The 25,310-nt window shown below is 73.3% G+C and carries 16 protein-coding genes; 3 read left to right on the top strand and 13 right to left on the bottom strand.

What is annotated here, in order from left to right; all coding sequences use genetic code 11:
• Window positions 1–76: 76 nt before the first annotated feature.
• Window positions 77–4,000 carry a UvrD-helicase domain-containing protein gene (locus tag ACFZBB_RS27310; protein ID WP_391127472.1) on the bottom strand — a complete coding sequence of 1,308 codons (3,924 nt, stop codon included), beginning with the start codon at window positions 3,998–4,000 and terminating at the stop codon, window positions 77–79.
• 359 nt (window positions 4,001–4,359) lie between these two features.
• Window positions 4,360–4,731 (bottom strand): MGMT family protein, encoded by a 372-nt coding sequence (locus tag ACFZBB_RS27305; protein ID WP_391127469.1) that lies wholly within the window; start codon window positions 4,729–4,731, stop codon window positions 4,360–4,362.
• Between the two features lie 89 nt (window positions 4,732–4,820).
• Here ACFZBB_RS27305 and ACFZBB_RS27300 point away from each other — a divergent pair, with 89 nt between their 5' ends.
• Window positions 4,821–7,907 (top strand): lysylphosphatidylglycerol synthase domain-containing protein, encoded by a 3,087-nt coding sequence (locus ACFZBB_RS27300; protein ID WP_391127467.1) that lies wholly within the window; start codon window positions 4,821–4,823, stop codon window positions 7,905–7,907.
• 114 nt (window positions 7,908–8,021) lie between these two features.
• Here ACFZBB_RS27300 and ACFZBB_RS27295 read toward each other — a convergent pair whose 3' ends face one another.
• Window positions 8,022–8,606 carry a hypothetical protein gene (locus tag ACFZBB_RS27295; protein ID WP_391127464.1) on the bottom strand — a complete coding sequence of 195 codons (585 nt, stop codon included), beginning with the start codon at window positions 8,604–8,606 and terminating at the stop codon, window positions 8,022–8,024.
• A gap of 396 nt (window positions 8,607–9,002) precedes the next feature.
• Between ACFZBB_RS27295 and ACFZBB_RS27290 the strand changes: the two genes are divergently transcribed.
• Together ACFZBB_RS27290 and ACFZBB_RS27285 are read left to right on the top strand one after the other, a co-directional pair.
• Window positions 9,003–9,695: a hypothetical protein gene (locus ACFZBB_RS27290; RefSeq protein WP_391127461.1), complete on the top strand. Its 693-nt coding sequence runs from the start codon at window positions 9,003–9,005 to the stop codon at window positions 9,693–9,695.
• A complete protein-coding gene (locus ACFZBB_RS27285; RefSeq protein WP_391127458.1) occupies window positions 9,692–10,795 on the top strand; it encodes a hypothetical protein in 1,104 nt (367 codons plus the stop codon). Before ACFZBB_RS27290 ends, ACFZBB_RS27285 begins: the two co-directional genes overlap by 4 nt.
• A 93-nt stretch (window positions 10,796–10,888) precedes the next feature.
• Here the strand turns inward: ACFZBB_RS27285 and ACFZBB_RS27280 are convergent, their stop codons facing one another.
• The 10 genes from ACFZBB_RS27280 to ACFZBB_RS27235 all read right to left on the bottom strand — a co-directional run bounded on the left by ACFZBB_RS27280 (window position 10,889) and on the right by ACFZBB_RS27235 (window position 25,284).
• Entirely contained in the window at window positions 10,889–11,827 is a 939-nt protein-coding gene (locus tag ACFZBB_RS27280; RefSeq protein ID WP_391127456.1) for an FG-GAP-like repeat-containing protein, read from the bottom strand.
• A gap of 224 nt (window positions 11,828–12,051) precedes the next feature.
• Complete coding sequence (moeZ, locus tag ACFZBB_RS27275) at window positions 12,052–13,230, bottom strand: adenylyltransferase/sulfurtransferase MoeZ (protein ID WP_391127452.1); 1,179 nt, start codon at window positions 13,228–13,230, stop codon at window positions 12,052–12,054.
• A 201-nt stretch (window positions 13,231–13,431) separates the two neighbouring features.
• Complete coding sequence (locus ACFZBB_RS27270) at window positions 13,432–14,283, bottom strand: spherulation-specific family 4 protein (RefSeq protein WP_391127544.1); 852 nt, start codon at window positions 14,281–14,283, stop codon at window positions 13,432–13,434.
• A 59-nt stretch (window positions 14,284–14,342) separates the two neighbouring features.
• Window positions 14,343–15,254 (bottom strand): NAD(P)-dependent oxidoreductase, encoded by a 912-nt coding sequence (locus tag ACFZBB_RS27265; RefSeq protein ID WP_188283310.1) that lies wholly within the window; start codon window positions 15,252–15,254, stop codon window positions 14,343–14,345.
• 167 nt (window positions 15,255–15,421) lie between these two features.
• Entirely contained in the window at window positions 15,422–17,773 is a 2,352-nt protein-coding gene (locus tag ACFZBB_RS27260) for a hypothetical protein (RefSeq protein ID WP_391127449.1), read from the bottom strand.
• Window positions 17,770–19,503 carry a DUF3492 domain-containing protein gene (locus ACFZBB_RS27255; RefSeq protein ID WP_391127447.1) on the bottom strand — a complete coding sequence of 578 codons (1,734 nt, stop codon included), beginning with the start codon at window positions 19,501–19,503 and terminating at the stop codon, window positions 17,770–17,772. The genes ACFZBB_RS27260 and ACFZBB_RS27255 overlap by 4 nt, the downstream gene beginning before the upstream one ends.
• A 188-nt stretch (window positions 19,504–19,691) precedes the next feature.
• Window positions 19,692–21,437: a dipeptide ABC transporter ATP-binding protein gene (locus ACFZBB_RS27250; protein WP_391127444.1), complete on the bottom strand. Its 1,746-nt coding sequence runs from the start codon at window positions 21,435–21,437 to the stop codon at window positions 19,692–19,694.
• Window positions 21,434–22,423: an ABC transporter permease gene (locus ACFZBB_RS27245; RefSeq protein WP_355348635.1), complete on the bottom strand. Its 990-nt coding sequence runs from the start codon at window positions 22,421–22,423 to the stop codon at window positions 21,434–21,436. The genes ACFZBB_RS27250 and ACFZBB_RS27245 overlap by 4 nt, the downstream gene beginning before the upstream one ends.
• Complete coding sequence (locus tag ACFZBB_RS27240; RefSeq protein ID WP_391127441.1) at window positions 22,420–23,562, bottom strand: ABC transporter permease subunit; 1,143 nt, start codon at window positions 23,560–23,562, stop codon at window positions 22,420–22,422. The genes ACFZBB_RS27245 and ACFZBB_RS27240 overlap by 4 nt, the downstream gene beginning before the upstream one ends.
• 3 nt (window positions 23,563–23,565) lie before the next feature.
• Complete coding sequence (locus ACFZBB_RS27235; RefSeq protein WP_391127438.1) at window positions 23,566–25,284, bottom strand: ABC transporter substrate-binding protein; 1,719 nt, start codon at window positions 25,282–25,284, stop codon at window positions 23,566–23,568.
• Window positions 25,285–25,310: the final 26 nt, after the last annotated feature.

The following is a 25,310-nucleotide window of genomic DNA, read 5'->3' as shown; positions in this document are numbered from 1 at the left end:
ATCCGTACGACACCGCCGTACGCACGCTGGGCGGCCCGTACGGCGGCCGTCGCTCACACCGGGGCACGGCCGCCGTTCACTCCACCACCTGGCGTCCCTCCGGTCGCGCCGTACAGGCCGCGCGGAAGGCGCAGTTGGCGCAGTGCTGGCCGGTGGACGGGGTGAAGCGCTCGTCCAGGACGCGGCCCGCGGCCTCGGCGAGCAGCTCCTGCGCCCACTCCCCCTCCAGCGGTTCCTGGCGCTGCACGGCCGGTACGGTCTCGCCACCCTCCTTGCGCGTCGCGCCGAGCCTGAGCTGGACGAGTTCGGCGCCGCCGGACGGCGGGCGGGTGTCGTTGAAGAGCGGGTCGACGGCGCCTTCGCGCACGGCGAGCTGGTAGACGGCGAGCTGCGGGTGGTGGGTGACCTCGGCCGCGGTGGGCTTGGAGCGGCCGGTCTTGAAGTCGACGACGTACGCGTTGCCCTCGGCGTCGGTCTCGACGCGGTCCATGCTGCCGCGGATCCGTACCCGGGCGTCGCCCGCCTCCAAGGTGACGTCGAAGCCGTGCTCGGTGGCGACGGGGGTACGGCCGCGCTCCATGACGTGCCAGCGCAGGAAGCGCTCCAGGGCCGCGCGGGCGTTCTCCTTCTCCTGCCGGGACTTCCACGGGGCGTCGAAGGCGAGGGCGTCCCAGACCGAGTCCAGCCGTTCCATCAGGACGTCCAGGTCTGCGGGGGCGCGTCCCGAGGCGACCTCGTCGGCCAGGACGTGGACGACGTTGCCGAAGCCCTGGGCGGCGGTGGACGGCGGTTCCGCCTTGACCTCGCGGCCGAGGAACCACTGGAGCGCGCAGGTGTTGGCGAGCTGGTCGAGCGCGCTGCCGGACAGGACGACGGGCTGGTCGCGGTCGCGCAGCGGGACCGTCGAGCGGGTCGGCTCGTACAGGCCCCACCAGCGGTCGGGGTGCGCGGCGGGCACGAGCGCGTACCCGTCGTCGTTGAGCGCCGCGAGCTTGGCCAGCCGGCGCGCGGCGGCGTCGCGCAGGGCGGGGGACGCGGCGGGGTCGACGGTGGTGGCCCGCAGTTCGGCGACGAGCGCCGCGACGGCCAGCGGGCGGCGCGAGCGGTGGGTGACGTCCTGCGGGGGCACGCCCAGCTCGGCCAGGAAGCGGGAGGGCTGGTCGCCGTCGTCGTTGGCCGACTTCACGGCCGTGACCAGCAGGCGCTCGCGGGCGCGGGTGGCCGCCACGTAGAACAGCCGCCGTTCCTCCGCGAGGAGCGCGCCCTGGCTGAGCGGCGGCGCGAGGCCGTCGGTGCCGATCCGGTCCGCCTCCAGCAGCGAGCCGCGCCGCCGCAGGTCGGGCCAGACGCCGTCCTGCACCCCGGCCACCACGACGAGCCGCCACTCCAGGCCCTTCGACCGGTGCGCGGTCATCAGGCGTACGGCGTCGGGGCGTACGGCCGGCCCGCCGAGCGTGTCGGCGACGATGTCGTGCGCCGACAGCTCCTCGATGAGGTTCAGCGCGCCCCGGCCGCCGGTGCGCTCCTCGGCCCGCGCCGCCGTCTCGAACAGCGCGCACACCGCGTCCAGGTCACGGTCGGCGTGGCGGCCGCCCGCCCCGCCCCGCAGCGCCGCCCGCTCCAGCCTCCCCGGCCAGGGCGAGCCGTCCCACAGGCCCCACAGCGCCTCTTCCGCCGTCCCGCCGCCCGCCAACGTGTCCCGCGCGGCCCTCAGCAGCCCGCCCACCCGCAGCGCCCCCCGCGCATACGCCGGGTCGTGCGCCACCAGCCGCTCCGGCTCCCCCACCGCCTCCGCGATCAGCTCGTCCGACCCGCGCGGCACCGCGTGGCCCGCGGCCCGCTCCTCCTCCCGCAACGCCCGCCCCAACCGCCGCAGATCCGCGGCGTCCATCCCCCCCAGCGGCGACGTCAGCAGCGCGACGGCGTCCTCCACCCCGACAACCACCCGCCCCGCCCCCCGCCCGTCGCCCCGCGAAGACCCGTCGGGGTCCGACGCCGAAGCAGCGACCTCGCCCTGCCCCGGCGGGGCACCCGCCCCAGGCGCAGGGTCGGGGACGCCGGACGGCGCCCCCGACGACTCAGGCTCCGCAGGCTGAGAGGAGACGTCGGGGCCGGACGACCAAGAAGCGGCCTCCCCCTGCCCCTGCGGGCCGCCGGACGGCGCTGGCGCGGGAAGGGGGGCCGACGATTGGCCGGGCTCGGCGGGGTCGGCCGTCGGGGCCGGGGACGCGCCGGGCCCTCCCGGCCCACCAGGCAGAACGGCGTCCGCGTCCCCGCCGGACGCTCCCAGGCCGCCAGGCAGAGCGGAGTCCGCGTCCCCGCCGGGCGCTCCCAGGCCGTCCGACCGGGCAGCGTCGGCGGCCCGCCCGTCCGCGTCCTCGCCGGGCGCTCCCGGCTTACCGGCCAGAGCGGCGTCCCCGTCCCCGCCGGGCGTTCCCGGGCCACCGGGCAGAGCGAGGTCCACGTCCCCGCCGGGCGTTCCCGGGCCACCGGGCAGAGCGAGGTCCACGTCCCCGCCAGGCGCTCCCGGCCCACCGGGCAAAGTGGGGGGCTCAGGGGCAGCCGACTCGGCTGCGAGGCGGAGGGCGAGCAGGAGGGGGGCGACGGCGGGCTCGGCGTGGAGGGGGATGTCGGGGGCGTCGAGGTGGACGGGGACGCCGGAGGTGGTGAGGGCGCGGCGCAGGGCCGGGAGGGGGGAGGCGGAGCGCAGGAGGACGGCCATGTCGTGCCAGGGGATGCCGTCTTCGAGGTGCGCGCGGCGCAGGGTGTCGGCGATGCCGTCGAGTTCCGCGCCGGAGGTCGGGTACGTGCGGACGGCGACCGCGCCATCGGACCGTACGGCGTGCAACGCGCGGTGCTGCCGTACGGCCGCGGCGGGCAGCTTGGGCAGCGGCATGCGGGTGGTGAGCCGCCGGGTGGCGTCCAGGAGTTCGGCCCCGGCGCGGCGGGAGACGGTGAGGACGCGGACTGCGGCGGCCTTGGCGTCGCGGGGCGGGAAGTCGGTGGGGAAGTCGAGGATGCCGTTGATGTCGGCACCGCGGAAGGCGTAGATCGACTGGTCGGGATCGCCGAAGGCGACCAGCGTGCGGCCCTGCCCCGCCAGCGCCTGGAGGAGCCGTACCTGCGCCGGGTCGGTGTCCTGGTACTCGTCGACGAAGACGGCGTCGTACCGCCCCGCCAGCTCCCGGTGCGTCTCGGGCCGTTCGGCGAGCAGCGCGGCCCGGTGGACGAGTTCGGTGTAGTCGATGACCCCCTGGAGGTCGCTGACCTCCAGGTATTCGTCCAGGAAGGCCGCCGCCGCGGTCCAGTCGGGCCGCCCGATGCGGCGGGCGAAGTCCGCGAGGGCGCGCGGGCCGAGCCCCAGTTCCCGGCTGCGCGCGACCACCGCGCGCACCTCGTCGGCGAATCCGCGCGTGGTGCGCGCGGCCCGCAGGTCGTCCGGCCAGCGGAATTTGCCGCGCCCGTCGCGTTCGAGCATGGCCTCTCCGGCCAGCAGTTCGCGGACCAGCAGGTCCTGCTCGGGTCCCGACAGCAGCCTGATCGGGTCGGCGAACAGCTCGGGCGCCTGGTGCTCGCGGACCAGGGCGTAGCAGAAGGAGTGGAAGGTGGTGGCGTGCGGCGCCACCACTCCGCCGGTCGCGCCGCCCGGACCGTCGGGTTCCGCCGCCGCCCGCGCCGCCAGCCGGTCGCGCAGCTCGACGGCGGCCTTGCGGCTGAAGGTGAGCACGAGAATCCGGTCGGGATCCGTCCCGGCCCGCACCCGCGCCGTGACCGCCTCGACGAGCGTGGTCGTCTTCCCGGTGCCGGGCCCCGCAAGCACCAGCAGCGGCCCTTGCCCGTGCTCAACCACCGCGCGCTGTGCCGCGTCCAGCACAGGAGGCGTCGCGGCCACCGGCGGCGTCCGCACCAACCGGTACCCGCCGCCGCCCGCACCCCGGTGCGCCTGGTGCGGCACTGCCGAGGTGGCGGAGGAGGCGGAGGAGACCGAGGAGGATGTCACGTGGTTCGCCGGTTCTGTCGGGGCCAGGATCAGATGCGCGTACGGAGTCGGGTGCGGGGTCGGTCACGGATTCGGTCACGGATTCTGCCGCGGGCTCTGGCAAAAGCTCGGGCAGGAGGTCGGTCACAGGACCGGTCACGGGGTCGGTCACGGGGTCGGTCACGGGGTCGGTCACGGGCTCTGGCGGTCGTACGGGGACTCGTACGGGACCGCGTACCGGGTCACGTACGCCGCCGGGATCGCGTTCCCGGACGGGAGCTGTCGACGCTACGCCACGCGCGGGATGTACTCCGTACGGGCGGCCGATGCCATCGCGGCGGCGGCGATGACGGAAGCTGGAGGACATGAGTCCCCGGCCGTCAGCCGCTGCCGCCCCTTGCGAGGTCGGCGGCGCCCCCGTCCCAGCGGGCCCTGCGCATGTCGACGCGCGGTATGTGCCCCTCGGCGGCCGGGCCGCGCTCGCGCAGCGGGGTGCCCTCGGCGCGGTACGCGTCCAGCGCGCTCAGCTCGTGGCCGGGCAGCAGCGTCCCGTCGGAGCGCACGACACGCCACCAGGTCACGCCGCCGCCGTACAGCGCCATGACCCGGCCGACCTGTCGCGGACCGCCTTCGCCCAGGTATTCCGCGACATCGCCGTATGTCATCACGCGGCCGGGCGGGATCAGTTCTACGGTGTCCAGCACCCGCTCCGCGTACTCCGTGGGGGCACCGGGGTCGTACTCCTCGCTCATCCGAACAATCCTGCCCCAGACCACCGACAACGGGGGGTTCCGGTCCCATTCGCAGACCTCTCATGCCACCATCGTCCGGGCGGTGACTGGTGATACGAGATCAAGAAGAAGAGACGGCTGGGGAGCAGCAGCCGGGCGCGGAGCAGGCCGGACCGGCCGACCGCGCCTCCGACGCGCTGCCCGCGCACCCCGCCGCGCCGGCCGCGAACGGGGCCCACAGGGCGCGCCTCTCCGACCTGCCCGTGCCCGACACCACGCCTGACGCCGTGGCCGAAACCGCGACGGACACCGGCACGGACGCCGACCGGGCCACCGCAGACGACTCCACGCCCGACGCCACACCTGACACCGCGCCCGGCACGGCGTCCGGCGCCACGGTCGAGAAGACGCCGGACACCACGTCCGGCACCGCCCCCGGCCCCGCTCCCACCCTGACCCCGGGGCCGGGACCCGGCACCGTCCTGGTCGACGAACCACTGCTCGCCGCCCGTGTGCACCGCCCCGCCGACCTCATGCGCTTCCTGTTCGGGCTGCTCGGCATCGCGGTCGTGCTGGCCATCGCGGGCTTCGCGCACGCGACGACCACCGGCCTGGAGACGGACATCTCCAAGGGCGCCGACCACGCGCCCGACGCCCTGTCGTCCTTCGCGGGCCTGACCGCGAGCATCGCCGTACTGATCGTGCCGGTCGCCTTCGCGATCGAGCGGCTGGTCAAGCGGGACGGGCTGCGGATCGCCGACGGCGTCCTGGCGGCCGTCCTCGCGCACGGCGCCGCCCTCGCCACCGACCTGTGGGTGACCAGTTCCGCGCCGAATCCGATCCAGGAGGCGCTGACCCACAGCGCGCCCGGCGGCACCGGCCTCACCGACCCCGTGCACGGCTATCTCGCGCCCGTCATCGCCTATGTGACGGCGGTCGGGATGGCGCGCAGACCGCGCTGGCGGGTCGCGCTGTGGTTCGTGCTGCTGCTGGACGCCTTCGCGGTGCTGGTCGGCGGCTACACGACACCGTTCTCGATCGCCGTGACCGTGCTGATCGGCTGGACGGTCGCCTACGGCACGGTCTACGCGGTCGGCTCGCCGAACGTCCGGCCGACCGGGCAGCACCTGCTCGCGGGCCTGCGCCGGGTCGGCTTCGCGCCGCAGACGGCGCGCCGCGTCGAGCTGGACGGCCCGGAGACCGCGGACTCCGACCGCGGCCGGGCGTATCTGGTGACGCTGGAGGACGGGCCGCCGCTGGACGTCACGGTGGTCGACCGGGAGCAGCAGGCGCACGGTTTCTTCTACCGGCTGTGGCGGCGGCTCGCCCTGGTCGGCGGGATCACGCAGCGGCGCAGTCTGCTGTCGCTGCGGCAGGCGCTGGAGCAGGAGGCGCTGCTGGCGTACGCGGCCATCGCCGCCGGGGCCAACGCGCCGAAGCTGATCGCCACCTCCGAGCTGGGCCCCGACGCCGTGATGCTGGTCTACGAGCACATCGGCGGCCGACGGTTCGACTCGCTCACGGACGACGAGATCACCGACGACCTGCTGCGCGAGGCGTGGACGCAGGTGCGGGCGCTCCAGTCGCGGCGGATCGCGCACCGGCGGCTGGTCGATGAGTCGCTGCTGGTGGATCGCTCCGGCAAGGTCGTGCTGACCGAGCTGCGCGGCGGTGAGATCGCGGCCGGGGACATCGTGCTGCGGATGGACATCGCGCAGATGCTGACGACGCTGGCGCTGCGGGTGGGGCCCGAGCGCGCGGTGGCCTCGGGGCTCGCGGTGCTCGGTCCCGACCGGGTCGCCAACTCGCTGCCGCTGCTCCAGCCGATCGCGCTGAGCCGGGAGACCCGGGCGCGTCTGAAGGTGCTCGGGCGGGCCCGCGCGCAGCGGGAGCGGGACGCGGTGCTCGCGGCGTCGGCTGCGGAGAAGGAGGCGCGGGCCGCGGAGCGCGCGCACGGCGTGGACGGGCCGCATGGCGGCGCGACGGCGGCGGTGCCGCCAGAGGACCTCAAGGCCGGGGACCTCAGAGCCGGGGACCTCAAGACCGGGGACCTCAAGACCGGGGACCTCAAGACCGGGGACCTCAAAGCCGGAGACCTCAAGGCGGGCAAGCTCAAGGCGGGCCGGAAGGCCGAGCGCAAGGCCGAGAGCAAGGCGGAGAAGCGGGCCATAGAGGACGCGCTGGAGGAGGCTCGCGAGGACGACCTGCTCTCCCTCATCCGCCAGCAGGTGCTGCTGATCCGTCCGCAGGCGCCGGTCGAGCCGGTCCGTCTCGAACGCATCAAGCCGCGCACGCTGATCACGGTGATCGCGGGCGCCTTCGCCGCGTATTTCCTGCTGTCCCAGCTCAGTTCCGTGCCGATCGGCGACGCCATCGCCAACGCCGACTGGCGGTGGGCGGTGATCGCGGTCCTCGGCTCCGCGGCCAGTTACGTCGCCGCCGCGTGCGCGCTCTCCGGGTTCGTACCGGAGCGGCTGTCGCTGGTGAAGACGGTGCTCGCGCAGGTCGCCGGGTCGTTCGTGAAGCTGGTCGCCCCGGCCGCGGTCGGCGGTGTCGCGCTCAACACCCGCTACTTGCAGAAGGCGGGCGTACGGCCCGGCCTGGCGGTGGCGAGCGTCGGCGCCTCCCAGCTCGTGGGCCTCGGCTCGCACGTGGTGCTGCTGATGACGTTCGGCTTCATCACCGGTACGGAGAAGACGCCGTCGCTGTCGCCGTCCCGTACGGTCATGGCCGGGCTGCTGACCACGGGCGTGCTGGTGCTGGTCGTCACGGCGGTGCCCGCGCTGCGGAAGTTCGTCTCGACGCGGGTACGCGCGCTGTTCGCCGGGGTCGTGCCGCGCATGCTGGACGTGCTCCAGCGGCCCGCGAAGCTGATCACCGGCATCGGCGGCACGCTGATGCTGACGGTCACCTTCGTGATCTGCCTGGACGGCTGCGTACGGGCCTTCGGCGGCCACCTCAGTTACGCGGCCATCGCCGTCGTCTTCCTCGCGGGCAACGCGCTGGGGTCCGCCGCGCCCACCCCCGGTGGCGTCGGGGCCGTCGAACTCGCCCTCACCGGTGGTCTGATCGCCGCCGGGCTGCCGAAGGAGGTCGCCACCCCGGCCGTGCTCTTCTTCCGGCTGCTGACCTTCTGGCTGCCGGTGCTGCCTGGCTGGGTCTCCTTCCACCACCTCACCCGCAAGGGCGAGCTGTAGCGCGCGGGTTGACGTACTCCGCGGCCGACAGGACCCCGGCGCCGTACGACGCCGGGAACCTGCCGACCGACCCCGCCGACCGGTCCGAAGCACCGAATCAGCGGGCCCTGGGCGCTACTTGATGTCCGAGATCTTCTTCGTCGCCAGGTCCGACTGCACCTTGAGCGTCTGGTACGTCTCGTGGCCCTTCCCGCCGAACGTCAGGCGCACATGGGTGAAGGCGTGTCCCGCGCCGCTGCCCGCGTACGTCACGCGCCACGCCGTCGGCGCGTCCTGGGCGCGCAGCACGCCGTCCGCGTGGTTCTTCTTCTCCCACGCGGCGAGCTTCTTCTGCAGGCCCTTGGTCAGGAAGTGCGACCGCAGGTCGGCGCCGAGGTGGCCGCTGTCGGTGTCCCAGACGGCGTCGATGTAGGACCCGTAGAAGTCGGCGACGCGTCCCGTCGTGGACTGCGGGCTGCCGGAGCCGATCACCGGCTCGGCCTTGGCGCCCTTGTGGGTCTTGTGCGCCGTGGGCGCCTTGTGCGCGACCGCGTGCCCGTGCCCGGTCGTGTGGGACTGCCCGGTCGTGTGGGACGCGGTCCGCGGCTGGGACTGCGCCTGCGCCGCGGCGGCGGGTACGGCGACCGCGAGCGCCACCGCGGCCGTGGTGAGGGCGATACGGCGGACGGTACGGGTACCGGTGGTGCGGCTCTGCTGCATGACGTGCCTTGCCTTTCGAAGGTTCTTCGAGGGCTCGGGTGCTCCGCGCCACGCGAAGTCGTGGTGTTCTCCGCGGTGTTCGACGCGTTCGAGCCCATTCGCTGCTTTTGTAGCGTTTGTTCGGGACCCACCACTTGTATCCAATAGGTCGCCGACTATCCGTTAGGAGGGATTGTGTCCTTGCTGGGTTGTGCGGCATCCGGGTGGAATCGGCGCCTGTGCCGTCGCGGTGACCCGCGCGTGACCGAACCAGCACACTTCCCCTCTCAACACGGGCCGCCACCTTGGGTACGGTGGATTCCACTTGGATACGGGGCCAAGGGGTGTTCGGCGTTCGACGTGTTGTTCGGCCGGTGCCCGTCGGTGCCCGGTGAGCACCGATCGGGGGCGTTGACCATGCGAGTCCACTGCGGCGCCACGGCCGCCGCGTTGACGGCGACCGCCGTCCTGGCGCTGTCCGCCTGCGGCGGCGGTGGAGGTGGCGGCTCCGACAAGATCGACGGGGATTCGGCGCACACCGCCTCCCCCACCGCGACGGCCGCCTCTCCCACGGCGTCGGCGTCCGCCGAGCCGACCGCACCGCCCGTGACGCAGGATCCGAACCTGGCGCTGCCGAGCGATCTGAAGCTGGTCTTCGACTGGCCCGCGCCGACCGGTCACGCCGAGGCCGCAGCTCTGGGCAACGCCGCCAACTTCATGCGCAGCATCGCCCACGGCATCGTGAAGCGGAATGTCAACGAGCCGCTGGTGGCGCAGTACGCGCAGCCGGGCGGCAGCGCCGCCGCGTATGCCCGTACGCAGATCGGGCAGGCGGTGAACGGCGGCTGGACCGAGACCGGCACCGACCGCTTCTACCGGCCCACGGTGAAGGTGACCTCGGCGAAGACCGCCGCCACGGTCGGCTTCTGCGACTTCCAGGGCAAGGTCTACGGCAAGGACGTCAGGTCGGGAAAGCTCCTCGGCACCGCGGTCACCGACAGCAGTTACGTGTACTTCACGATCGTCATGGCCAAGTTCCCCGCGGGGGCCGACCTGTGGCAAGCCGTGTCCGTCGATGCGAAAGCGAAGGCAACGCAATGCAAGGAGTGACCACCCCATCGGGCCCGGCAACGGGCCTGCGCCGTGCGGCTCTTGGCGCGGCCACCGCGCTCCTCGTGACGGCCGCCACGGCCACCGTCGCGGCCCCGGCCTTCGCCGACGTGCCCGGCGGCAAGACCAGCGGCTCGGGTGACGACAGGGGCAATCTGAGCGCGGGCGTCCAGGTCACCTATCCCACGGACACCAGCACGAAGGGCTCGGGAGGCCATTCGCTCGGCGCCGCCAACAATGTGACGTGGACGCCGCCGCCGTGCTGGATCGGCCCCGTCGCCGGCCCCGCCGAATTCAAGAAGATGGTCGAGAAGCAGGTCAAGGAGACCAACGAGTATCCGGGCCAGGCCAATTACGCCATGCAGGCCATGGACGAGTACAAGAAGCACTACTCGGAGGGCAAGACCTGGAGCGGCAACGGCGAGAAGGCGTACAAGAACTTCAATCTCGACCAGCAGGGCAAGGGCGCTTTCTGGGGTCCGGTGACGAATCCGAACTCCGACAGCCCCGACCGCTTCGACTGCAACGGCACGCTGCCCTTCTGGGTGCCCAACGGCCAGCGCCCGCCCGCCGGTACGCCGAATGTGATCACCACGGAGATGCTGGCCAGGCTCGCCTTCGCGCACACCAAGGTGCCGGGCGTGGACATCCGGACGAATCCGGTGGGCACCCAGACCGTCAATCTGCCCACCTGGGTGACGCTGAACGAGAACTACGCGCCGATCACCGTCAGGGCCGAACTCGACATCCCCGGCGCGCAGGCCATGTGGGCCGAGACGACGGCCACGCCGACCAGCGTCCACATCGATCCTGGGACGTCGGACGCCACCGTGTACCCGTCCTCCGCCGAGTGCCCCATCGGCAAGGGCGGCCAGGTCGGCGCCCCGTACACCGAGGGCGCCACCGGCAACCCGCCGTGCGGTGTGACGTATCTGCGCTCCACGCAGAGCACCGGCGCGTACAACCTGAACGTGACGGCCACCTGGAAGGTCTCCTGGCGCGGCTCGGACGGCGCGGCCGACAACCCGCCGCTGCCGAACGGTGTGATCACCCAGAACCACCCGGTCACGGTCCAGGAGATCCAGACCGTCAACCGCTGAACCGGACCATGCGAAAGGCCCGCCGCCCGGAGGAGTTCCGGGCGGCGGGCCTCGTTTCACGGTCGAACGGCGCGATCCGGAGGACGGCGCGGCTTAGAACAGGTAGTTGTACGTGTTCCAGCCGCCGCCGATCTTCACGCGGGCCGCGAACGGCGCGCCGGCGTTGCCGGTGCCCTTGTACAGCCACAGGACACCCGACGTGTCGCGGGCGATCAGGTCGTTGCGACCGTCACCGCTGGTGTCGCCCAGGCCGAGGATCTTGTTGTAGGTGTTCCAGCCGCCGCCGATCTTCGTCCGCGCGGCGAACGGCGCGTCGATGTTCCCGGTGCCCTTGTAGAGCCAGAGCGCACCGCTGCTGTCACGGGCCACGATGTCGGGCTTGCCGTCACCGGTGAGGTCACCGCGGCCGGCGATCTGGTTGTAGGTGTTCCACCCCCCGCCGACCTTGCGCTTCTTGGCGAACGTGCCGTCCGCGTAGGACAGGTAGAGCCACAGCACGCCGCTGCTGTCACGGGCGAGCAGGTCCGGGTTGGCGGCGCCGCCGACGTTGCCCGGCGTCACGAAGGCGTTGTAGACGTTCCAGCCGGTGCCGATCACGGTGCCCTCGTCGGGCGAGGCCGCCGAGAAGATCCGGAGCGTGCCGCCGAACCGCGCGTAGACGTTCACGTGCGTGTCGTTGCCCGAGTTGTTCTTGAAGAACGCGTTCGCGCTGCCCATGCCGTAGCCGGTCTGGGTCCGGGTACCGAAGCCGCTCGCCTTCGGCGGGTAACTCCAGATCCGGCCGCTGGAGTCGCGGCCGTCGATGCCGAACGACCAGATCTTGTCGTCCTGCGCGACGTTCGTGGAGAACGTCGAGACGCCGGGTGCGGCGGTGTGGCTCTGCGCGTCCTTGACGGTGGTGAGCGCGGGCGAGCCGCCCTCGGCGCTGGCGGCGACGGAGGCGCCCAGCACCATGGCGAGCGTGCCCGCGGTCACCGCGGCGGCCCTGGCCTTCATTCCCCGTCCGGTCCGCCGGTTTTTCTGCGTTTTCACGTAGTGGTCCCCCTCAGTGAAATGTCCCTGCTCCGTACGGATCACTCCGCACGGGAGCCCCTGACGCTACCTCCTTCGCCCCCCGGCTCTCTCATGGGCAGGTCATAGGTCCGTCACAGTTTCGATACCGTCAAGGGCATCTGGAACAACAGGACATGACGGGACGGCGGAGGGGCCCGGTGCGTGGCACCGGGCCCCTCCGCCGTGAGACCGCTTCAACTGGCTTAGTACACCGGCTTGTCGGGCTCGATCGTGTTGACCCAGCCGATCACGCCGCCGCCGACGTGCACGGCGTCGGAGAAGCCCGCGGACTTCAGGACGGCGAGGACCTCCGCGGAGCGCACACCGGTCTTGCAGTGCAGGACGATCCGCTTGTCCTGCGGCAGGTGCTCCAGGGCGCTGCCCATCAGGAACTCGTTCTTCGGGATGAGCTTCGCGCCGGGGATGGAGACGATCTCGTACTCGTTCGGCTCCCGGACATCGATGACCTCGATGTTCTCGCCGTCGTCCATCCACTCCTTGAGCTGCTTGGGAGTGATGGTCGAGCCGAGCGCGGCCTCCTGGGCCTCCTCGGACACGACGCCGCAGAACGCCTCGTAGTCGATCAGCTCGGTGACGGTCGGGTGCTCGCCGCAGACCGCGCAGTCCGGGTCCTTGCGGACCTTCACCGTGCGGTACGTCATCTCCAGGGCGTCGTAGATCATCAGGCGGCCGAGCAGCGGCTCGCCGATGCCCGCGAGCAGCTTGATGGCCTCGGTGACCTGGATCGAGCCGACGGACGCGCACAGCACGCCGAGGACGCCGCCCTCGGCGCAGGAGGGGACCATGCCGGGGGGCGGGGGCTCCGGGTAGAGGCAGCGGTAGCAGGGGCCGTGCTCGGACCAGAAGACCGAGGCCTGGCCGTCGAAGCGGTAGATGGAGCCCCAGACGTAGGGCTTGCCCAGCAGCACGCACGCGTCGTTGACCAGGTAGCGGGTCGCGAAGTTGTCCGTGCCGTCGACGATCAGGTCGTACTGGGAGAAGATCTCCATCACGTTCTCGGCTTCGAGCCGCTCTTCGTGCAGGACGACGTTCACGTACGGGTTGATGCCCTTGACGGAGTCGCGGGCGGATTCGGCCTTCGAGCGGCCGATGTCGGCCTGGCTGTGGATGATCTGACGCTGGAGGTTCGACTCGTCGACCTCGTCGAATTCGACGATGCCGAGCGTGCCGACGCCCGCGGCGGCCAGGTACATCAGGGCCGGAGAGCCGAGGCCGCCGGCGCCGACACACAGCACCTTGGCGTTCTTCAGCCGCTTCTGGCCGTCCATTCCCACGTCGGGGATGATCAGATGGCGCGAATACCTGCGGACCTCGTCAACGGAGAGCTCGGCGGCCGGCTCGACCAGGGGTGGCAGCGACACAGGGACCTCAGCAATACGGTTGGTCGGTCATCAGTCAGTACGTGCGGTACGTGCTGTCCCTGCAACACTGCCACGCCGGTCTTCATTCCAAGACACCCGGTCCGAGGACCGAGACGGATTCGGCTCACATCCCGGTCACGTCCCGGTCACGCTCCCCCCGCGCCCTGGCCGTGCCCCGTCCGAGGGGCCGCCGCGCCGGTGCTACGTGCTCGGCGAGGGCTGTTTGCGCAGCATACGGACGGATTCGTGCCAGTATCCGGCCAGGCCCGCCCACGGGTCGGCGCCGTCCCGGTCCGTGCGGTCGGTGAGGCACACCGTGGACGCGCCCTGCCAGCGGGCGATCCGCAGGGCGGTGTCCAGATGGGACCTGGGCAGGCCGTGCACCAGGTGCACGAAGCGTTCCGGCGGGTACGCGGCCGTCCACTCCGGCGCCTCCGACCAGCGGTAACTGGTCCAGGGCCCGCAGAAGGTGACGAGCTGGTCGGCCAATTCGGCGTATCCGGGCCACGGGTGCTCGCCGTGGCCGAGGACGATCTGGCCGCCGCCGCTCTCCGGTAGGCGCGAGGCGGCGGCTCCCGCTTTCCCGCTGTCCCCGCCGTCCCCTCTGCCACCTCTGCCCCTGCTGTCCCCTCTGTCCTCGGCGTCCTCGGCGTCCTCGTTGCCCTCCGTGCCCTCGGTGTCCTCGTCGTCCGAGTGCAGCAGTGCCCGCAGCGTGGTCACCACCCGGCGGCACTCGGCGACGTCGGCGCGGCCGGTCGGGGCGCGGTCCAGGTAGAAGCCGTCGACCCGGTACCAGTCCAGGTAGTGGGAGGCGTCGGCGAGCAGGTCGCCGAAGGACCGGGTGCCGTTGCGGCAGTCCAGCAGTCCGAGGACCGGGACGCCGTTCTCACGGACGCGGCCGACGACCTCTCCGTACAGGGGGTCGGGCCGCGTACCGGGGCCGCGGGCCACGTCGAAGGCGGCCCAGTGCAGAGGCGCCCCCGGCCGGGCCAGTTCGGCCCATTCGGTGGGGGCGACCAGCGGGTGCGCGAACGCCGGGACGCCGAAGCCCATCGCGTCCCGGCCCGCGCCCGCACGGCGGCGCAGTCCCGTGCCCCACTGGTGCGGTCGCGTCAGACGCGACATGCCGCCTCCATCCACACATCGGCCAGGGACTCCTCCAGGCCGATCCGGGGCCGCCAGCCGAGCCGGTCCCTGGCGGTACGGACGTCGGCCTGCTGCCAGCCGCCGCAGCCGTCGGGGTACGGGGGCGGCCCGGCGGAGGCGGGCGTCTCGTCCAGCTCGTGCAGCGATCCCTCGTAGCCCGCCACATGGGCGAGGGCCGCGGCCATCTCACGCATCCGGACGGCCCGGCCGCTGCCGATGTTCACCACGCCCTGCGCGGCGGACAGCGACGCGGCGTGCACGGCGCGGGCCACGTCGCGGGCGTCGATGAAGTCGCGCTGGACGCCGAGGCCGCCGAGTTTCAGCTCACCGTCGCCGTTCTGCATCGCGCGGCGCAGGGTCTCGGCGACCCGGCCGAGCGGGGCCCCGGTGGGGGTGCCGGGGCCGACCGGGCTGAACACCCGCAGCACCACCGCGTCGAGACCTGAACTGAGCACCAGCTCGGTCGCGGCGAGCTTGCTGACGCCGTACGGGCCGCCGGGGCGCGGCACCGCGTCCTCGCCGGTGGACGCGCCCTGCGGCGAGGGCCCGTACTCGGAGCCGCAGCCGAGCTGGACGAGCCGGGCGTCGACCTGGCTGCGGCGCATCGCCTCGCAGACGGTGGCGACGGCGACGGTGTTCTGCCGGGTCAGCTCGCGGGCGCCGCCCCTGGTCGTACCGGCGCAGTTGATCACCACTCCGGGGTGCACGGCGTCCAGGAACCTGGCGAGGACGCCGGGCGCGCCGCTCGCCAGGTCGAAGCGGACATCCGCGTCGTCGCTCCTGCCGAGCGCGGTGAGCTGGACGGCGGGGTCGGCGAGGAGCCGCTCCGCGACATGCCGGCCGAGGAAGCCGTCGGCTCCGAGCAGCAGCACTCTCATCGCGTGCCTCCGAGTGCCTGCGCCGAGTGTCCCGTCGTCCGCCCGCGGGGCGGAAGGCCGCCCTCGCGGACGAGGAGGGGGAGCGCCGGGCGTCGCGCCGCGGTCGGGGTCGGGGCGGTTCGGTACCTGGTCAAGGGGTGTTCTCCTGGTCGTTCGTTCTACTGAGGTCAGGGGTGGTGGCGCGGCGGCGGCCGGTGCGCGGAGGCACGGGGCAGTACGCGGAACGCCTGCGCGGTCAGCGCGAGTGCGGCGGCGCCGCAGATGACGGCTTGCGCGGTGGCGGGGGCAGGGCCGAGGTGCAGGGGGGTCGCGGCGAGGGTCAGCGCCTCGGCGGCGCAGGCCGCCCCGAGACCGGCCGCCGCGTGGCCGGGGAAGCCGTGCACGGACAGCAGGCGCGCGGCGAAGAGCAGCAGGCCGAGGGCGGCCGGTCCGGCCAGTGGTGCGGAGCCCGCGACGGCGGTGGCCGTGTCGAGCAGGGCGATCAGCGCGACGGCGTACGCGGCGAGGGCCGCGGCCAGGCGGGGGCGTACGGCGTCGGCGAAGTCCGACAGGCCGTGGCTGGGGGCGAGTTGGGCCCTGGAGCGGACGGCGAGCCAGTGCGCGCAGTACGCGGCGGGCAGCAGGGCGAAGGTGAGCGCCGCGAGGGTGGCGGCGCCTGCGGTGCGGCCGGTGGCGTGCCCGGCGTACAGCGCGAAGCCGAGCAGGCCGTACGTCCATACGGCGGCGCCCGCGCCGCGCTCGACCCGCAGCGGTCCGATCCTTACGGCGGCCCACGCGACGACGGCGACGAACGCCAGCAGCGGCAGCCGTACGCTCCCGGGGGCTCCGGCCGCCAGGGCGCACACCGCGCCCGGCACCGCCTGCGCGGCCCCGGTCCGCCAGCGCGGCAGGGCCCGTTCCCGCTCCCCCGGCGCCGCCTCCAGTCGGCGTACCGCCCTCGGCACCCGCGCGTACAGCTCCTCCGCGAGCCCGAACACGTCCCGGTGCCGCAGGCGCCGCGCGGCTCCGTCCGTCACGCCGTGGGCTTCCAGCCCGGCCGCGATCTCCCACTCGTCCACGGCTCCCGCGATCAGCGCCTCGTGCCGGTGCATCACTCCCCGTACGGGGTCGGCGGGCCCCCTGCGCCGCGGCTCGTCCGCACCGCCCGGCCGAGCCCCCGCCCGAAAGTCCGCCGGCCGCCCGCCGGCCTGCGGCCCGCCCCGCGCGGCCCATCGCCCGCCGTCGATCCCCACCAACCGCCCTCCGGGCCGCGCCTCCCCACCCGCCTCCGCCCCGGCACCGCGGAGGCCCGCGCCTGCGCGCGACTCGCCGTCAGCGTCCAGGCCGACCGGCCGCGGCCGACGCCGCTCAGGGGCTCTGCCGCCGGACAGGGCCAAGTCCCGCTCCACGACCGACACTTCGGAAGCGCTCGCGCGCGCCGAATCCCCCTCCGCCTCGGGGCCCTCGGTCACGCGGGGGCCCGCGCCCGAGCGGGGCTCGTCGTCGGCGTCCAAGCCGACCGGTACGGGCCCGCCCCGCTCGCGAGCGGGGTCGCCAAGCACCGCCGAGTCCCGGTCCACGACGGGCACTTCGGATACGGAAACGTCCGCGCCCGGCCGCACCTCGTCCCGCACGCGTTCCACGCCGCGCGCCCCGCCGCCGTTCCGGCCCGCCGAATCCCCCTCCGCCTCGGGGCCCTCGGCAACGCGGAGGCCCGCGCCCGAGCGGGGCTCGCCGTCGGCGTCCAAGCCGACCGGTACGGGCCCGCCCCGCTCGCGAGCGGGGTCGCCAAGCACCGCCGAGTCCCGGCCCACGACGGGCACTTCGGATGCGGAAGCGTCCGCGCCCGGCCGCACCTCGTCCCGCACGACATCCCCGCCGCTCACCGAGACGGCACCGTCCGGGTCCATGACTCGGACGTCATGCAAGCCATGCGCCCTGTCTCCACCAGGGTTCGCCGACCACGGCTCGGGCCGCCGCGCCGAATCCGCGTGGGCCTGCGGCTCGTCGGTGACGCGGGGGCCCGCGCCTGCGCGCGATTCGCGCCGCCCGGGAGCCGGGCCGCCAGGCAGGGCCGAGTCCCGGTCCACGACGGGCACTTCGGATACGGAAGCGCCCGGACTCGGCGGCGCGGCGGCGCGTGGGGAGGCGGCTCCGAACGATTCTGCGCGGGTCGGGTCGGTGGGGGCGGCGGGGCGTGACTGGTCGGTCTCGGGTGCGGCGGCGGACGGTTCCGCGTCGTCCGCGACGACGGTCCGAGGCCGTACGCGCGACGGGTCGCCGTCCGGGGCGGCCGGACGCAACTCGGCCGGGTGCTCGTCGGAGTCCGGCTTCCGCGCCGGGAGGCGGGAGGCGCCGAAGAGGGCCGTGACCGTCTCGTCGAGGGAGTGGGGGGTGGCCTCGTCGTCGTAGGCGTCTATGTCTATGGCGGTGGGGTCGTCGTCGGGGTCGTGGGGCGGGAGCCGCAGGGGTGAGGCGGGCGGGGCGGCCTGGGCGGTGAGGCGGGTGAGTAAGGCGTGGGCGGGGGTGGGCGTGGTCATGAGGGGGAGCCTCCGGAGGCGGACGGGGCACCTACGGGTTCGGGGGTGCGGGACCAGGCGGGGTGGGCGGGGGTGGGGGCCAGGCGGGCCGGGACGTGCGACTCGGCGGGGGCCGTGAACGGCCGCGGATCGCCCGCCGCGTCGAGCAGCGGCTCGCGCCGCACGGGATGGTGCGCGACCACGTCGAGATAGCTCTCGCGGAAGGCGTCCACGCACCGGGTGACGGTGAAGAGCGCGAGCGCCCGCTCGCGGGCCGCGGCCCCGAGCCGCGACGCCCGCTCGGGCCCGCGCAGCAGATCGACGACGGCGTCCGCCAGCGCCTTGGGGTTGCGCGGCGGCACGACGAGCCCGGTGCCGCCGATGACCTCGCGGACGGCCCCCACGTCGGTGGACACGGTGGGCCGCCCGCAGAACATCGCCTCGACCAGACTCAGCGGAAAGCCTTCCGCGCTGCTGGAGAGCACCACGACATCGCCCGCGGCGTACGCGTCGGCGAGTTCGGGCGCGCCGGGCGACCCGATCTCCTCGAAGCTGACGGGACTCTCACCGACGGCGTTGGCGTCGGCGGCCTCGTACGGGAAGAGCTGCGCGGCGAGCGTCCGGCAGTGCCCGAGGTAGGAGGCGGCGCGTTCGTCGGCGGCGCGCAGCCGCAGGTAGAAGATCCGCAGCCGCGCCCGCGGCTCGTCCGCGCGTATCGCGCGGAAGGCGTGCAGCAGCGCGATGAGGTCCTTGGCCGGATCGATCCTGCCGACCCAGGCGAGCGTGGGGTCGGCGTGCGCGGCTGGGGCGGTGGCCTCGGCCTCGGCGGCCTCGCCCGCGAGGGCGAAGCGCGCCGCGTCGATCCCCGGATAGATGGTCCGCATCCGGTCGCGCGGCGCCCCGCACCGCTCCTGCCAGCGCCGCACATGCGTGGAGCCGGGCGTGACGAGCGCGGCCTGCCGGTAGCTCTCCCCGGCGAGCAGCCGGTGGTAGTCGCCGAGCACCACCCTTACGGCTCCGGCCAGTCCGGCCGCCCGGTTCCCGAGCAGCGCTTCCCGTACCCGCACGGTGTACTCGGTGACGATGAGCGGCGTTCCGCAGAACCGTTTGGCCAGCAGTCCGGGCAAGGCCGCCGGGCCACCGGAGACGGCGTGGCAGACATCGACGGCGCCCAGTTCGCTCGACCCGTACCAGGGCGCGGACAGCGGCCTGAGCTGGCGTTCCAACAGCTCGGCGACGGCGAGGAGTTCGGTGACGACGATGTCGCCGAGCACGGGACGCACGCCGGGGGCGCGGCACGCCGACTCCAGGGCGGCGAGCGCGTCCTCGCCCCGCAACAGGTCGGGCAGGCCGCCGTGTTCGACGGCGACCTCGGCGAGGCCGTACAGCCCGGAGGCGAAACGGTCCGCCCGGTCGGCGGACCCGAGCCCGGCGCCGCCGGCCAGCGCCGCGACCAGGTCGCGGTAGTGGGTGAGGAAGTCGGCGCGTCTGGCGCGTCTGGCCGCCCGGCCGCCGCCGCACGTCGGCGCGAGGGCGGCGGCCGGGGGCTCCCCCCAGAGGCGTTCCGCGCGGAACCGCCGTACGTGCGACGGCACTTCGACGCGGCCCCCCGCCTCCGTCCGCGGTGACCGGCTGAGCGCGTACACGTCGAATTCGTGGTGCGCGAGACCGCGGACGAGCCGGTCGCACCACGCACCCCCTTCACCTCGCGCGTACGGGTAACCACCCTCGGTGAGCAATGCGATACGCACGTGCACGCCCCCTTTCTCCCTGGCTCGGCCACAACGGAATGTCGGCCGGGTGGCGCCCACGGGACCTGCGTCCGCCCGGCGCGAAGACGTTATTCCGGTACGGCGGTGGCGCGGCGGACGGTTGTCCACCGCGCCACCAAAAGGGGTGAACGGGCGTAACTTCTCACACTGCCACGCGTTGATGTGACCTAAGGTGCGGTCACCATCACGCTCCGCAGTTCCTTGCGGTCCGCCCTGCGGGCCGCGGATTCGGCCGGGTCCAGCACCGGGACGGCCGCCAACAGGCCCTTGGTGTACGGGTCCCGGGGCGCGTCGTAGACCTCGTCGACCGTGCCGGACTCCACGATCCGGCCCCCGCGCATCACCGCGACGCGGTCGCTCACCTGCCGTACCACGGCGAGGTCGTGGGCGATGAAGACCAGTGACAGGCCGAGGTCGCGGCGGAGTTCCGCGAGCAGCGCGACGACCTGCGCCTGCGTGGTGACGTCCAGCGCGGAGACCGGCTCGTCGCACACGATGAGCTTCGGCTCGGGCGCCAGGGCCCGCGCGATACCGACGCGTTGGCGCTGCCCGCCGCTGAACTCGTGCGGGTACCTGTGGTACCACTCCGGGTCGAGGCCGACCCGCTCCAGCAGTTCCTTCACGCGGCCGACGACGGCCTTGTCGCCCAGTTCGCCCGCCGCCCGCAGCGGGTCCGCGATGGACTCGCCGATGCTGCGGCGGGGGTTGAGCGAGGAGACCGGGTCCTGGAAGACCATTTGCAGTTCGCGCCGCAGCGGGCGCAGCGCCTTGTCCCCCAGTTGGCCGATCTCCCGGCCCCGGTAGCGGATCTCGCCCGCGCTCGGGTCGAGCAGCCGCACGAGCATCCGCCCGAGCGTCGTCTTGCCGCTGCCGCTCTCGCCCACGATGCCGAGCGTCTCCCCGGCCCTGACCTGGAGCGACACGTCGTCCACGGCCGTGAGCCGCTGCCGCCCCTTGCCGAACTCCCGCCGCAGCGCGACCGCTTCCAGCAGGGGCTCGGAGCCGGGCTCTTCGGCCGTGCCCGTACGCGCGCCGCCGGCGCGGGTCACCGCGCCCACGGGCGCGGCGGCCGCGCCCGGCTCCCCGCCGTCCGCCGGCCGCGGGTCGATCCGGGGCACCGCCGACAGCAGCGCCCGCGTGTAGTCGTGCGCCGGGGCGGCCAGCACCTCGGCGACCGGACCGCGTTCGACGGCGGCGCCGTCCCGCATGACGAGGATGTCGTCGACGCTCCCGGCGACGACGCCCAGGTCGTGGGTGACGAGCAGCAGCCCCATGCCGGTCTCGGCCCGCAGTTCGTGCAGCAGGTCGAGGATCTGGGCCTGGACGGTGACGTCGAGAGCCGTCGTGGGCTCGTCGGCGATGAGCAGGCGCGGTTCGCACGCCAACGCCATGGCGATCAGGGCGCGTTGGCGCATGCCGCCGCTGAATTCGTGCGGCCGGGAGCGGGACCGGCGGGCGGCGTCGGGGATGCCGACGCGGTCCAGGACCTCGACGGCGCGGGCCCGCGCGGCGGCGCGCGAGCCGCGGTGGTGCACCCGGTAGACCTCGGCGATCTGGTCGCCGATGGCGTAGTAGGGGTCGAGCGAGGACAGCGGGTCCTGGAAGACCATGGCGGCCACCCCGCCGCGCAGCTCGCGCAACTCGGCGTCGTCCGCGCCGAGTACGTCGGTCCCGGCGACCCGTACGGTCCCGGAGACCCGCGCGCCCGTACCGCGGTGCAGGCCGAGCAGGGCGTACGCGGTCGCGCTCTTGCCGGAGCCCGACTCGCCGACGAGCCCGAGCGCGCCGCCCGCCCCGAGCGTGAAGTCCAGCCCGTCGACGGCCCGTACGGCCCCGCCCTCGGTGGGGAATTCGATCCGCAGTCCCGCGACCTCCACCAACGGGTCTGCCAGGTCGGTGAGTTGCCCGGTCATGCCAGTACCACCCGTCGGTCGGCCACCGCGTACAGCACGTCGGCGACAGCGTTGGCCACGACGACGGCCAGGCCCATGACCAGCACGATCCCGACCACCACCGGCACGTCCTTGATCTGTACGGACTGCACGAGCTGCTGCCCGAGTCCGGGGATGTTGAACAGCGTCTCGGTGAGCAGCGCGCCGCCGAACATCGTGCCGAGGTCCAGCGCGGACAGCGCGATCACCGGGGTCAGCGCGCCCCGCAGCGCGTGCCGTACGACGATGGCCCGCTCGCTGACGCCGTACGCGCGGAAGGTGCGGATGTGGTCCTCCGCCAGCGTCTCCAGCATCGAACTGCGGGTCAGCCGGGCGTACTTGGCGGCCTCCACCAGGGCGAGGGCGAGCCAGGCCAGCAGCAGATTCCACGCCCACTGCTGCGGGTCCTCGGTGAGCGGGACGTACGAGGGGTACGGCAGCCACTGGAGCCAGGAGCAGAAGAGCAGGAGCAGCAGGATGCCCGTGATGAACACCGGGGTCGCCGTGCCGACCAACGTGAAGCCGGTCAGGGCCCGTTCGGTGACGGTGCCGCGCCGCAGCGCGGACAGCAGGCCGGTGCCGACGCCGATGACCAGCCACAGCACCATCGCGCCGAAGGCGAGCGACGCGGTGGCGGGCAGCTTCTCGCCGACCATCGACGTGACGAGTTCGCCGGTGCGGTACGACTGGCCGAGGCAGGGCGCCGGGCAGTGCAGCACATCGGTGCCGGTGCTGTAGTCGTGACCGGCGACGATGCCGCTGAGGAAGTGCCAGAACTGCACGTACACCGGGTCGTCGAGGCCCATCTGGCCGCGGATCTGCACGATCTGCGCGGTCGAGCACTTGGGCCCGCAGGCCAGCCGGGCCGCGTCGCCGGGCGCGAGGTAGAAGCACGCGTAGAGCACGGCGGCCAGGACAAGGAGGACGACGAGGGCCTGGAAGAGCCGCCGCCCGAGGAAGCGGATCACGCGCCGTCCACCGCCTTGGTGTCCGAGGCGCGGTCAGCCGTATCCGTCGCGGCCGTGTCCGAAGAAGCCGCGTCCCTCGGACCCGCAACCGTCGGACCCGCGTCCGAGGAAGCCGCGTCCGAAGAAGCCGCGTCCGAAGAAGCGTCCGCCTTCGCCGACTTCCGTCCCGTCCCCACCCGCAGCCTGCTGGCGACCCGCGGGTCCAGGGCCGTCCGCACACCGTCCGCGAAGACGGTGAAGGCGAGCACGGTCACGAAGAGCAGGAGGGCGGGCAGCAGGACGTACGCGGAGTCGGCCTGGTACCAGGTCGAGGCGCTGGAGAGCATCTGCCCCCAGGAGGGGGTGGGCGGGGTGACCCCGATGCCGAGGAAGGACAGGCCCGCCTCGGAGACGATGTTGGAGGGCAGCAGGATCGCCGCGTAGGTGACGACGGGCGCGACGAGCGCGGGCAGCAGTTCGCGGCGCGCGGTCCGCCACCGGCTGGAGCCCGCGAGCCGTGAAGCGGCCACGTAGTCGAGGGACTTGAGGGTGAGCACCTGCGCGCGGACGATCTTCGCGATGCCGCCCCAGGCGAGCAGCCCGAGGACCAGCATCAGCAGCACGGGCCGCGGGAAGCCGTCGGGGACGACCGCGAGCAGCGCGATGGCGAAGATCAGCGCGGGCATGGTGACGAAGACGTCGGTGATCCGGCTGAGCACGCTGTCGAGGAACCGGTTGCCCAGGCCCGCGCCCAGGCCGAGGGCCACGCCGAGCGCGACCTGGAGGACGGTGGCGCCGAGGGCCACGACGAGCGAGATCCGCGAGCCGTAGACGAGCCGGGCGAACAGGTCGCGTCCGGTGCCGGGTTCGAGGCCGAGCCAGTGGCTGCCGGAGACCCCGCCGAAGGTGCCGACCGGTACGCCGCCGGCCGCGGAGTCGACCAGGTCGGCGTGGTAGGTGGTGGTGTCCTGCCCTTCGAGCGCGGCGAGCAGCGGTGCCGCCACCGCGACCAGGACGAACAGGACGATGACGGCGCCGCCGACGAGGGCCGCGCGCTGTCCGCGCAGCCGCCGCCAGATCTGCCGGGCCCCGGAGGGGGGCGCCGCGGTGGCGGCGCCCTCCCCCGCGGCCGAGACGGCCGAGAGTGCTTCGACGGTCACGGACTACTTCACCGCGGCCTGCGAGATGTCCAGCACACCGGTCCAGTCGCTGATCACGACGTTCTTGATGTTCTTGCCGAACAGCCGCTTGTAGACGGGGTGGAACAGCGGCACGGTGAGCGCCTGCTCGCCGATCCGCTTGTCCAGCGCGCCCCAGCGGACGGCGGCGGCCTTGAGGTCGGTGATCTTGTTGATCTGGTCGATCTCGTTGTTCACGGCCGGGTCGTCGAGCTGCGCGTTGTTGAAGTTGGCGCCGTCCTTGACGATCTGGCGGCCGTCGAAGATCGGGCCGAGGAAGGGGCCGCCGGACGGCCAGTCCGCGCCCCAGCCGGTGAGGAAGAAGCCGGGCTCGGTCTTCAGGGTGTGGATCTTGTCGGAGAAGGCCGCGTGCTCCTGGCCGTCGAGCTTGACGGTGATCCCGGCCGCCTTGAGCGCCTCCTGGACGGCGGTGGCGACCTCGGGGCCCTGCTCGTCGCCCTTGGTGACGTCGTGGGTGAGCGAGACGGTCAGCCCGTTGGGGTAACCGGCCTCCTTCAGCAGCTCCTTGGCCTTGGCCGGGTCACCGGTCTTGCCCGCGGGGAACGGGTCGTAGGCGGTGTAGCCGAAGGACGCCTGCGCGGGCAGGAAGGTGGTGGCCGGGTCGTTGAGCGACGAGCCGCCCTGCGCGTTGATCACCGTGGTGCGGTTGATCGCGTACGCGATGGCCTGCCGCACCTTGATGTTGTCGAACGGCTTCACCTTCGGGTTGAAGGCGATGTAGTCGGTGTAGCCGAAGTGCCCGGTGCCGACCCGCTGGGCGAGGTTCTTGTCGCCGGTCACCTTGGCCAGCTCGGCCGGGCCGAGGTTGGTGTCGGTGGTGACCGCGTCCGCGTCCTTGCCGACGCCCGCCGCCAGACGCTGGTTGATCACGGCCTGGTCGAGGCCGGACTGCACATCGATGGTGTCGGGGTACGCCTTGCGCTGGTCGTCGGTGGCGGCCGACCAGTTGGGGTTGCGCTTCAGCACCAGGTGCTCGCCGTTGTTCTCGTTGCTGACCACCTTGTACGGGCCGGAGGAGACCGGGTGCGCCGCGTATTTGGTGCCGGTGTCCTTGGCCTTGGGCACCGGCGCGAAGGAGGTCTGCGTGGCGAGCAGCGGGAATTCGCCCTCGGGCTTGTTCAGATGGAAGACGATGGTCTTCGCGTCGGGCGTCTCGATCGAGGACAGGCCCTTGGGGTCCTTGTACGGGCCCTGGTAGTCGGCCGCGCCGACCAGCCAGTCCCGCAGGTAGGGCGCGCCGCCGGACAGCTCGGCGGCGAAGGACCGCTCGATGTCGTACTTGATGTCGGCGGTGGTGATGGGCGAGCCGTCCTCGTACTTCAGGCCGTCCTTGAGGTGGTACGTCCACACCGTGGCGTTCTCGCTGGGCTCGCCGGTGGTGGTGGCCAGGTCGGGGACGACCTTGGCGCCCGCGGCGCCGTCCGCGCGGTTGCGGGTGGTGAGCGTCCGGTAGACCAGCGACGGCACGTTGCCGCCGCCGGAGGTGTAGAGCCGGGCGGGGTCGAAGTTCTCCTGCGCCTGGTTGTTCAGGACGTACAGCGTGCCGCCCTTGCCCGGCTTGCCGTCGCCGCCCGCCTTGGCGTCGTCACCGTTCTTGGGGCCGCAGGCGACGGCCCCTCCGGCAAGGGCCAGACCGACGGCGATCACGCCTATGCGGCGGGATGTGGAGGACAGTTGACGCATCAGAGGAACCTTTCGCGGCAGCGAGG

Origin of the sequence: Streptomyces sp. NPDC008139 (assembly GCF_042957025.1) — a bacterium.
Classification (GTDB): domain Bacteria; phylum Actinomycetota; class Actinomycetes; order Streptomycetales; family Streptomycetaceae; genus Actinacidiphila.
The sequence above is the reverse complement of the archived record's forward strand: the minus strand, read 5'-3'. Positions and strand labels throughout refer to the sequence as shown.